This is a genomic window from Spirulina subsalsa FACHB-351, assembly GCF_026130165.1.
Lineage (GTDB): Bacteria > Cyanobacteriota > Cyanobacteriia > Cyanobacteriales > Spirulinaceae > Spirulina_A > Spirulina_A subsalsa_A.
Genome location: NZ_JAIHOM010000150.1, coordinates 1 through 10,799 on the forward strand (window position 1 = coordinate 1; position 10,799 = coordinate 10,799).

The window sequence follows — 10,799 nt, forward strand, 5'->3', positions numbered from 1 at the left end:
CCCATTATAACACACTTAATAAAACTGGCAAGGCTCATTAAGTGTTGACGCTTCGCGGGTTACATACTGTTTTTCTTTTCATCCCCGTCCTCAAGTATCGGGGCTTTCAAGAAAACATGATCGGTAACTCACAATTCCTCTGGATTAATGCCTTGGGAACGCAATAATTCCGCCAGTCGTTCGGCTCGTTGGCGTTCTTGTTGTAACTCTAACTCAGCTTGTTCGGCTCGTTGGCGTTCAGTTTCGGCTCGTTGGCGTTCAACTGCTGCCCGTTCCTCCCCCGTCAACAACAAATTCCCCTCCCTGTCCCACCACCGCAACCAAGGCAACTCTACATTGCCATAGCGTCCTTGCCATATCCCCACCTCTACCCCCATCGGTTCTATGGGATAATGCCCCCGTTCATTGGCCTGGACTAACTCATAATGATTTTCGATTAGGTGATAGACCTCTACACTGGCTCTCTGCACTTCGTAGATCCCATAAAAGGCGGGGCGGATAATCTGTTCATACACCCAGAATTTACCCGGTTTTTGACGGTCTTGACCGATCTGAGATAAAGGCGTTCTGTCTCGCTCTTCTGACCCATCTCCTGAAACAAATTCAAGGGCAATTAAAGGGGGGATAAACTCTTGCCACAACACATAAGAACGCCTAAATTGTCCATCCAGACTCGGGGGAACATTAGGAACATAGAACCAATCTGGAGATTCTGCCCCTTTTTCGGGAGGGTCTGTGAGTCGCCAGTAAATGCCGCAATCCTGACCGATAGTATACTGCCCATCAGGATGAAGTTGTTCTAGGGTAGGTTTAATCGAATCGGTGAGGAGGATACTTTGGGGATGCTCCTGAAAGTTTTTCACAAAAGTACCGTCGGAGTCGGGGAGTTGGGTATGGTCGGGAAGGCTGGTAATGCCTAGGGGGGAGGATTGGGCGATGGTCATGGTAAATGGGTTCTCATCGCAGTTGATGGGGGATATTATAGCATTTAGGTGGGATTTGAGAGGGTGCGATCGCCTCTGGGCCACAGTTATTCACAGTTACTCCGGGTTAATTCCCTGGGCGCGTAATAACTCAGCTAGTCTTTCCGCCCGTTGGCGTTCTTGCTGTAACTCTAACTCAGCTTGTTCGGCTCGTTGGCGTTCAGTTTCTGCTCGTTGGCGTTCATTTTCCGCTCGCTGATGTTCATTTTCCGCTCGCTGATGTTGAATTCTAGCCCGTTCATCCCCGGTTAAAAGCAAATTACCCTGACTATCCCACCAACGCAGCCAAGGCAATTCTAGGTTGCCATACTGTCCTTGCCAAATCCCTAATTCTACACCCATTGGCTCAATGGGATAGTGACCCCGTTCATTCGCCGCCACTAACTCGTAGTGATTTTCCACTAGGTGATAGACTTCTACACTGGCTTGTTGTACCTCGTAGATAGCATAGAAAGCCGGACGGATAATTTGTTCATATACCCAAAATTTGCCCGGTTTTTGACGTTCTCCAGAAATTTGAGATAAAGGTGTTCTGTCTCGTTCTTCTGAACCCTCCCCGGACACAAATTCGATCGCAATTAAAGGGGGGATATATTCCTGCCATAATACATAGGAACGTCTCACCTGTCCGTCTAGGGTGGGGGGAACGTTGGGAACATAAAACCAGTCGGGACATTCCGCGCCCCGTTCTGGGGGTTCTGTCAGCCGCCAATAGATACCACAATCTTGACCGATTGCATATTGCTGGTCTGGGTGTAGATTATCTAGTGTTGGTTGAATGGAATCAGTTAATAAGATACTTTGGGGATGCTCCTGAAAGTTTTTCACAAAAGTACCGTCGGAGTCGGGGAGTTGGGTATGGTCAGGAAGGCTGGTAATGCCGAGGGGGGATGATTTGGCGATGGTCATGGTAAATGGGTTCTCATCGCAGTTTATGGGGGGCATTATAGCATTTTTTTCAGCCGTAGTGGGACAGGTCAAGGCTGACCAGTTCAGCATGAATGTCCGTCCTCATTAAGGATTCCCACATTTCATTGATTACTGATTCTCTAAGCCTCGTTAGATAGAGAGTATGTCAATCCATTTCACACCAAACTTTCTAGAGATTCTGGAATCGATTGATCTACTAGAGATTGAGGAGTGATTAACACCCCATGATCTGAACTATGAAGTACCATCGTTGTACTCTCATTCGTTTCAAATCCAATCCGTCGATAAAATTCCTGTTGATAGGTTGTCATTAAATAAATCCGTTCAACGCGATTCATCTTCGGATGCGCAATGAGGGTTTCAACTAATTTACGACCTAATCCTAACCCTTGGTAATCGGGATGAATCACCACATCCCAAATAGTCCCACGATAAACCCCATCTGATGTGGCTCTAGCAAAACCAATTAACTGCTCTTTATCCCAGACTGTAATCACTGGATCACTGTTCATAACAGCCGTCGATAAGTCTTCTAGATTGCGGGATTTCGCCCAAAAGGCTGTAATTTTAAATAAATGCTGAAGCTGATTTAGGTCAACCGAAAACTTGCAATCCCGAAACTGGATATGTCTACAATCCATTGTAGGTGTTCCTAGATTTTATCGGACAGTTGGGCAGAACTTCACCCTGTAGAATTCTACCTAATTCTTGAAAAAATACAATAAATTTTTTGTTAACTTTGTCTATATTTCCTGACATTTACCCAAATGCAAACGGTAATTGTTAGCCCCCAACACGAAAGGGAGAAGACTTTGAAACTATCCCATTTTGCTATCTTCTCCCTCCCGGAAATCAAACTCTTGTCTAACCTCTAAGGGAAAGCCAAGGTAAGTTTCCATTGATTACTGGGATAATTCCGTATTAAACTCATTGAGGGTGCGTCGTTTCAACTCCACCGACTCCGAACGAGGCAGCAGGTTAAATATTTCTCTTAATACATCATCCGCCTTTTCGTAGGCAATAATTCCCACCTCATTTAACCGAACTTTGCCCTCTTGGTCAAAAATTACTGTTTGCGGGACTCCTCCCTGATAATAGTACCCCGGCTCATTGGGTTCATAACGATCTTTAACCGGAAGGGCATCTACACTGATGGGGATGATAGAAGCGGCACGGCCGTAGTATTCTTGCATACGGGAGACTATAATAGCATACTGTTTACAGTCTCGACTGTCATCCACATAAAACACAACAATGGCAGGTCGCTGTTGTTTGAGAGAGTCCGCTAGGCTGGTGGAAGGGGGGACTAAAGAGCCATTGCCTGCGTAGATGACAAACATATTGCCATCATAGCGGTCATCATCTAAATTAGCCCAAGCGGGTGCTACCCAACAAAACAGGGCGATCGCACCAATCAGTAAACTTAATAAACTTTTTTGACCAATGGTTTGCCAAATATTTGATAATCTCTGTTTATTAAAGAACTTTTGTACTTGCAAAACCCTCATATCGTCCTTATCCTAATCCTTACTTTCCCAATCCCCTATCCTATAACGATATTGGCACAGAAAACCCATTAAAATGGCGATGGGGTTCGTTACGAGAGATCAAAGAGGAAGGGGATCAACGCAGGAGGGCATTCCGTGAGCAACGATAGAGCAGCAGATCCGAAAGCTGAGGGGTCAATCCCCTTTATGATTTAAGAAAACGCTTAGAGAAGCAGCATAAAGTAGGATAACTTAATATCATTTAGGGCAGATCCCGCTCAATTTACATCGGTTAAACACAGTAGAGGAGTAGAAATGGCTGAACTCAACAAACGAGAAATGCGCGATCGACTTGGAAACGTCGAGCAAATCCGCGACATTCTGCTAGGGTCAGAACTGCGGGGGTATGAACAACGCTTTCAACGGTTAGAAACCGACTTGTCATCCCTCCAGAAGGAAGTGCGCGATCGCCTGGATCTCATACAAGATACTCTCTCCTCCGAAATGAAAGCAATGGCGGACGCTCTTGAGAAAAAGCTCAAGTATCTCAGCCTGACTACCCACGACGAAACCACCAAACTATGGCAAAAAATCGACCAAACTAACCAAAAAACCTACAACACTATTGAGGCTATCAACAAAAACTTCGCTGCGAAAACCTCCACCCTCAAAGACGATATCACCCAAACCCGTGAGCAACTGCAATCGGAAACCCAAGTCCTCAAAGCTAGAATTTTTGAGGAACTCGAAAAAGGATTCTCCAATTTAGTCGAAAACAAAGTTTCTCGGGCTGACTTGGCTGAAATCCTCTTTGAACTGTGTATTAAGGTAAAAGGCACTGAATTTGTCCCAGACCTACAGGAAGCCATGGAAAACCGACTTCAAGCCGAGTTTCTCTTACCTGAAAACGAAGACGATTCAGAAGAACGACCTGAAACCGCATCCCCTTCTGGTGTTGCCTAGTCTTGGGAAATTTGGGCAAAGTCGCCCAAATTTCTAACTCAATCTTGTCTTTTTCACTCTTCCATCCCAAGCCATTAATTCCCAAGTCATTTGGATGGCGGTTATGCCCTTGCCCCAGGAAAATCCTGTATCTTCATCACATCAAGACAGCGAAAGCCCATCTAACCCCACTGTTGACAGCCCTCAAACCCCAGAATCCCTTGAGGGCTTATTCAGTCTTTTAGATGACCTTGATCTGATGGAAAAACCCGCCCCTGTCTCTCCCCCCCCAACCCCTAAACCTCCCCAAAAAAACCGCACTAAAGCCCCCCCGCCCCCGAAAAATTCTCTCTCCTCCTCGAAACAAAAGACCAAAACCCGAAAAATTATTTCCCCTCTGCCCCCCCCGGATCAACCCAAAACCAATGGCAGAGGAAACACCGAGGATTCTACATCTGTTTCCCCTGCCCCCAAAACCCCTCTAGAATCTGCTCCCTCACCGGAAGGCCAACCCCTCTCTGAGGGCAGAGGAAACACCGAAGATTCTACGTCTGTTTCTGCTGCCCCCAAAACCCCTCTAGAATCTGCTCCCTCACCGGAAGGGCAACCCCTCTCTGAGGAGGCCGTCGAACAACTGCGCGCCCTCTTCTTAGACCTATTGCTAGGGGATAATAACTATCCAGCCAATGAGTTAGAGGCCAAAGTCGCCCAACTAGAACAAGAACTCCATAGCCCTAATACCCTCAATCGTCTGCTTTCACCGGGTTTTCTGCAACTGTTCGCCAGTCAAGTCAATCAAGCCCCCCAAGAAGTCGTACAAGCCCTATTTCCGATTATTGATTTAGTCATTGGGGCTAAAAGCCACCAAGACACCCAAGCCATGAGTAAAGCCTTGGCTTCAGCCATTCCGGGGGCCTTTTCCAAACAACTGGGCGATGCACCAGATGAAATTATTCAGGCGATCGCACCGGCCATGGGACGCGCCATCAAAGAGCAAATCCGTCTGGAAAAAGACGCCATGGTAGACGCACTCTATCCCGTCATTGGGAACACCGTTTCCAAATACATGGAAGAAGTTGTCAGCCAAATCAACCAACGGGTCGAAAGTGCCTTTAGCCTTCAAGGCATCTACCGCAAAATCCGCGCCAAAATGCAGGGAGTCTCCGACGCAGAACTGATTCTGAGCGAATCCCTCCCCTTCACCGTCCAAGCTGTTTTTCTTATCCATAAAACCTCCGGCCTAGTCATCGCCGAAGTCCAACAAGAAGGCAACGATACCACCCTAGAAGCCGATATGCTGGCCGGAATGCTCACCGCCATCCGCAGTTTTGCCAGTGAATGCACCGTCCACCCCGAAAACACCTCAGAACTCACGGAAATTGACTACGAGAACTTTAAAATCATCCTCGAAGTCGCCGGATATTGCTATATTGCCGCCGTTACCCAAGGCGATCCCCCTCCCGCCTTCCATACCAAACTACAACAGACTCTCAGCGCCATTATTCTCAACTATGGCTACGGAAACCTGATTGAAGAATTCAACGGCAACCCAGATAGTATCCCCCGGGCTGTTTATGATCTGCTCAAAGCCATCCTCAACAGTCCCCTAGAATTAGAACCGGAAAAACCCACCTCCTCTAAACCCCGAGGAGTGCTGATTATATTCTTGCTCTTGCTCCTCCTCATTAGTGTCCCCCTGAGTCTCTATCGCGCTCGTCAGCACAAAATCCAGCAACAAATTACCACCGTCCTCAACGCCTTATCCACTACTCCAGAATTAGCGCTTTACCGACTCGATGCCACCATTGAAAAAAATCAACTAATTTTAACCGGGAAACTGCCCAACAGCTATCTTCAGGAAAAAGCCGCCGTTGTCGCTGGGTCAATAGTCCCGGATTTACAAATCGATAATCAAATCTTGGCCGTTCAAGTGCCTCCCGATCCCACCCATATTGAAGCCGAAGTGCGACGACATACCAGCGTCCTCAATCGTATCGGGGGAGTCTATATCATTGCCGTTTATGACCCCATAGATAATAAAGTTTCCGTCGAGGGAAGTATTCGCCAAGCTTCCGCAGAAAACATTGTCACCGAAGCATTTATTCAGATTCCGGGTGTCACTCAAGTAATTTTCCGTTTAAGCGATCGCCTTCTCCCCGTCAAAGAACGCATTTACTTTGACCCCAATGCCACCAACATTTCCCAAAACGACCGCGACAATAAATTAATCCCCCTCGTGGATTTCCTCCAACGCTACCCCTACATCAAAATCCGTTTAATCGGCCATACCGATGCCAGTGGAGATGAGCAATATAATAGAACATTAGCCCCAAGACGGGCAGAAGTGGTCAAAGATGCCTTAATTGCACAAGGCATTCAGGCAGAACGCTTGGAAACGAAAGGAGACATCGGCTCTCCTCCTGATGTTGCAGCCACTGACCCCTTTTGGAAAAGTCGATGCGTTCGCTTTGAGTTGATCGGATTAATAGAAACTAACGAGTGATTATGGCGATTATTTCTAAAAAAGTGTGTATGATTGGTGATTTTGGGGTCGGGAAAACCAGCCTAATCCGTCGTTTTGTAGAACGTCAATTTAGTGATCAATATCTCTCCACCGTTGGCGTTAAAATTTCTCGTAAAATTGTAAACTTGCAACATCTAGAAGTAGATTTATCCCAAGAAATTAAGTTACTTATTTGGGATATTGAAGGTCAAACTAAATTTAAAGCCATTGCCTCCTCGTATCTACAGGGAGCCAGTGGGATTTTAGTCGTAGCCGACTCAACTCGACAAGAAACCATTGAACACCTTCAAGATCATGTGAAACAGTTTGTCGCCATTAACAGCAATGGTATGATTGCTGTTGCTTTAAATAAAGTTGATTTAGTGGATCCTGAAGATATCGAGCAAATTCGCAAAAATATGTCTTTTTCCGAACATCAAGTGTTGGGAATTTATAACACTTCTGCTAAAACTGGGCAAAACGTCGATCATATTTTTGAAACCTTAGCTTTCAAAATTTGGCGACAGGATAACAGGTAAACTTTTGTGAAAAAACAGGTTCAGTGAATTGTAGGAAGCAACAAAATCATGAACTCTCTCTTAGAAAAACTTTATGTCCCCGGTCATATTGAATACCTAATCCTAGATCCCAATTTAGTCATTCTCGACAAATCCCCCCGTGTGGAACGCTTTGCCGAATTTCCCCAAGATGTAGCCATTGGTCAGGATGCTCGCTTAAGTTTCCCAGAATTAGTCGGAAGTGAAACTATTGTTCAACAAATTATTGCCGGAAATACTCAAAATTCCTACCTAGAAGGAATTACGCGCTCCTCCCAAGCTGGAACTCCCCTCTATATTGATTTTAATTTTGAACGCATTGGGAATAATGCCATTCTATTGATGGAAGATGTCACAGAAATTATGGTCTTAAAACAATCGCTGTTGCAAAGAGCGAATGAAGCGGAGTTATTACTCAGTGCGTTGAAAGCGTCGGAAGATTATAATAAGAAAATTATTTCTTCTATGGGAGATGCTTTATTTGTTACCACAGGATCAGGGAAAATAAAAACGATTAATCAGGCAGCACAGCAATTGTTCGGTTATAGCGAAGATGAACTAATTGGTCAGCCGATTGCTTTAATTATTGAAGATGAACAGTTCTTGCTAGAGGCTAGTCAACAAAAGTTAAGCTCTCAGCAGTTTTTGGCCGGCGTAGAAGTGCTTTGTCATAGGAAAAACGGAGGAGAGTTAATTGTGGAGTTTTCTTGCTCTGTGATTCAAACTAGAATCCAAGGCTCTCCCGCTTTTGTGTATATTGGTCGGGATATTACAGCACGCAAAAATGCTGAGATTGAGATGAATAAAGCCTTAGAAAAAGAGAAAGAACTCAATGATTTAAAGTCTCGCTTTATTTCAATGACCTCCCATGAGTTCCGCAATCCCCTGTCTAGCATTCTCATGTCCGTTGATATCTTAGAAAACTTTGCTGATGAATGGTCAGAAGACCGCAAGGATAGTCATTTACAGCGTATTCGACAATGTACCACTACCATGACCAGTCTCCTTGATGATATCTTAATTATTGGTCGTGCAGAAGTGGGGAAATTGGAGTTTAAACCCAGTCCCCTAAAACTGACGGATTTTTTGCAGTATATTGTAGAAGATATTCAATTATTAGCTGGCTCAGACTATAAAATTGCCCTAAATTTGTCCCCTAGTTTGGATGGGAAGATTTTCCAGTTAGATGAAAAATTGTTGCGTCATATCTTGACAAATTTACTAACTAATGCAGTTAAATATTCACCCCAAGGGGGACAGGTAGATTTTGAGGTCAGGATTGAGAACAATTGGCTACATCTCACGATTCAAGATCAAGGTATTGGGATTCCACCCGCCGATCAAGAACATCTCTTTGAATGTTTCCACCGTGCCCCTAATGTGGGCGATATTTCAGGCACAGGATTAGGACTCTCTATTGTAAAAAAAGCCGTTGATTTATATAGGGGGAAAATTGTCTGTCGTAGTGAGTTAGGAGTTGGGACTACGTTTCAGGTAGACTTGCCCCTGAATGGGATACCAAAATCATGAACGGCTTAATTATTTTTACTCGCTATCCAGAACCAGGAAAGACAAAAACTCGTTTGATTCCTGTTTTAGGCGCAAAAGGGGCGGCTACTGTTCAACGGCAAATGACGGAACACACCCTCAAACAAGCGCGCTGTTTATCTGATCTAGCCCTACAAGTTTATTTTACGGGGGGCAATACTACCCTGATGAGAGAATGGTTAGGCGCAGATTTAAGGTATAAACCCCAGTGTCAGGGCGACTTGGGGCAACGGATGGCGGAGGCTTTTCGGCAAGCTTTTCAGGAGGGACAAGCGCGTATTTTGCTCATTGGCATTGATTGTCCGGGTGTTACTCCCCTGATCCTAAATCAAGGGTTCACGGCACTGCATGATCATGATCTAGTCATCGGTCCGGCACAAGATGGGGGGTATTATCTGATTGGCTTAAATCGTCTGATTCCTGAACTGTTTGAGGGGGTTGCTTGGGGGACAGACCGGGTTTTTGCTCAAACTTGGGAGACTGCCCAAGGTTTAGGATATGCGATCGCTACCCTCCCCCAACTGCCCGACATTGATGAACCCCAAGACCTCCCCCTCTGGGAACAACCAATCCCCCCTCAGAGATGAGGCAACTTGGGCAGAAGAAGCGATTAAGCTCTAATCATACAGACGATGCTGAGGTTACTGAAACCCCGTCCGTCTGTACGGCGGGGTAATTCATTACTATGCTCTTCCCTCCATCCCTCAAGACACCTTCTCCAACAACGGATAACCCAGATTTTCCCGTTGCTGTAGATATAACTGCGCCACCTCTCTCGCTAAATTGCGAATCCGACCAATATAGCGTGTGCGTTCCGTCACCGAAATCACCCCTCGCGCATCCAATAAATTAAACGTATGAGAGCATTTCAGGACATAATCATGTCCTGGGAACACTAACCCCCGCTCAATCAACTGCTTGGCTTCCTGCTCATACAACATAAAGAGATTGAACAGTAAATCGGGATCCGAAGCCTCAAAATTATAAGTACACTGCTCAATCTCCCCTTGGATGTAGATATCGCCATAGGTTAACTGATCATTCCATTGAATTTTGGCGATCGCATCCACATCCTGTAAATACATCGCCAACCGCTCCAACCCATAGGTAATCTCAATGGACACCGGACGGCAATCAATCCCCCCACATTGCTGGAAATAAGTGAACTGGGTTATTTCCATACCATCCAGCCATACTTCCCAACCCACCCCCCAAGCGCCCAGCGTCGGGGACTCCCAATTGTCCTCCACAAACCGCACATCGTGATCCTCCGGGTGAATCCCCAGCACCCTCAAAGAATCCAGATAAACCTCCTGAATATTATTCGGAGACGGCTTAATCAAAACCTGATACTGATAATAGTGTTGATACCGATTGGGATTTTCCCCATAACGTCCATCCGTCGGACGACGACAGGGTTCAATATAAGCCACCGACCAAGGCTCCGGCCCAATCGCCCGCAAGAAAGTATGATGACTCATCGTCCCCGCCCCCTTCTCCGTATCATAGGGTTGAGCAATCAAACAACCGCGATCGCTCCAAAACTCATTTAACTTCGCAACAACCGCTTGAAAACTAATAGACACCACTTTTCCTACCCATATGTTTCCCCCCCATTATCTCAACTTCAGGCATTCCTCCCCCATTCCACCCCCAATTCAAAAAAACTTTGTCAGCTAAAAAGCTTATGCGGAGGGGATTGCAGCCCATGAAGTGAAGGCTGAGAAAAAAAGTTTAGAAAAAAGGGTTGACAACCTAGGGAGAAGTGGATATATTGGTAAATGCGCGCAACGGAAGGCAACACACCACACCGAGTGCGCTGAACCTCGAAAAATCAATAGTTTGAAAG

At 45.7% G+C, this 10,799-nt stretch carries 10 protein-coding genes; 5 read left to right on the plus strand and 5 right to left on the minus strand.

From position 1 onward, the window contains the following. Positions 1 to 128: 128 nt before the first annotated feature. The 4 genes from K4A83_RS20170 to K4A83_RS20185 all read right to left on the minus strand — a co-directional run bounded on the left by K4A83_RS20170 (position 129) and on the right by K4A83_RS20185 (position 3,421). Positions 129 to 944 (minus strand): Uma2 family endonuclease, encoded by an 816-nt coding sequence (locus K4A83_RS20170; RefSeq protein WP_265266493.1) that lies wholly within the window; start codon positions 942 to 944, stop codon positions 129 to 131. A 96-nt stretch (positions 945 to 1,040) separates the two neighbouring features. After that, on the minus strand, positions 1,041 to 1,892 hold the full coding sequence (locus tag K4A83_RS20175) for a Uma2 family endonuclease (protein ID WP_265266494.1): 852 nt from the start codon (positions 1,890 to 1,892) through the stop codon (positions 1,041 to 1,043). 176 nt (positions 1,893 to 2,068) lie between these two features. After that, the gene (locus K4A83_RS20180; RefSeq protein WP_265266496.1) at positions 2,069 to 2,554 is read right to left on the minus strand and encodes a GNAT family N-acetyltransferase; all 486 of its coding nucleotides are present in this window, start codon (positions 2,552 to 2,554) and stop codon (positions 2,069 to 2,071) included. Positions 2,555 to 2,815: 261 nt separating this feature from the next. Beyond that, complete coding sequence (locus tag K4A83_RS20185) at positions 2,816 to 3,421, minus strand: thylakoid membrane photosystem I accumulation factor (protein ID WP_265266497.1); 606 nt, start codon at positions 3,419 to 3,421, stop codon at positions 2,816 to 2,818. A gap of 294 nt (positions 3,422 to 3,715) precedes the next feature. Here K4A83_RS20185 and K4A83_RS20190 point away from each other — a divergent pair, with 294 nt between their 5' ends. From K4A83_RS20190 to K4A83_RS20210, 5 genes are all read left to right on the plus strand, one after another. Beyond that, positions 3,716 to 4,363 (plus strand): hypothetical protein, encoded by a 648-nt coding sequence (locus K4A83_RS20190; protein WP_265266498.1) that lies wholly within the window; start codon positions 3,716 to 3,718, stop codon positions 4,361 to 4,363. A gap of 94 nt (positions 4,364 to 4,457) precedes the next feature. Then, the gene (locus K4A83_RS20195; RefSeq protein WP_265266499.1) at positions 4,458 to 6,845 is read left to right on the plus strand and encodes an OmpA family protein; all 2,388 of its coding nucleotides are present in this window, start codon (positions 4,458 to 4,460) and stop codon (positions 6,843 to 6,845) included. A 2-nt stretch (positions 6,846 to 6,847) separates the two neighbouring features. Next, positions 6,848 to 7,384, plus strand: a complete 537-nt coding sequence (locus tag K4A83_RS20200; protein WP_265266500.1) for a Rab family GTPase — start codon at positions 6,848 to 6,850, stop codon at positions 7,382 to 7,384. Between the two features lie 48 nt (positions 7,385 to 7,432). Then, on the plus strand, positions 7,433 to 8,932 hold the full coding sequence (locus tag K4A83_RS20205) for a sensor histidine kinase (protein WP_265266501.1): 1,500 nt from the start codon (positions 7,433 to 7,435) through the stop codon (positions 8,930 to 8,932). Beyond that, complete coding sequence (locus tag K4A83_RS20210; RefSeq protein ID WP_265266502.1) at positions 8,929 to 9,537, plus strand: TIGR04282 family arsenosugar biosynthesis glycosyltransferase; 609 nt, start codon at positions 8,929 to 8,931, stop codon at positions 9,535 to 9,537. Before K4A83_RS20205 ends, K4A83_RS20210 begins: the two co-directional genes overlap by 4 nt. A gap of 117 nt (positions 9,538 to 9,654) precedes the next feature. Here the strand turns inward: K4A83_RS20210 and glyQ are convergent, their stop codons facing one another. Next, positions 9,655 to 10,536: a glycine--tRNA ligase subunit alpha gene (gene glyQ / locus K4A83_RS20215; protein ID WP_265266503.1), complete on the minus strand. Its 882-nt coding sequence runs from the start codon at positions 10,534 to 10,536 to the stop codon at positions 9,655 to 9,657. Positions 10,537 to 10,799 lie beyond the last annotated feature (263 nt).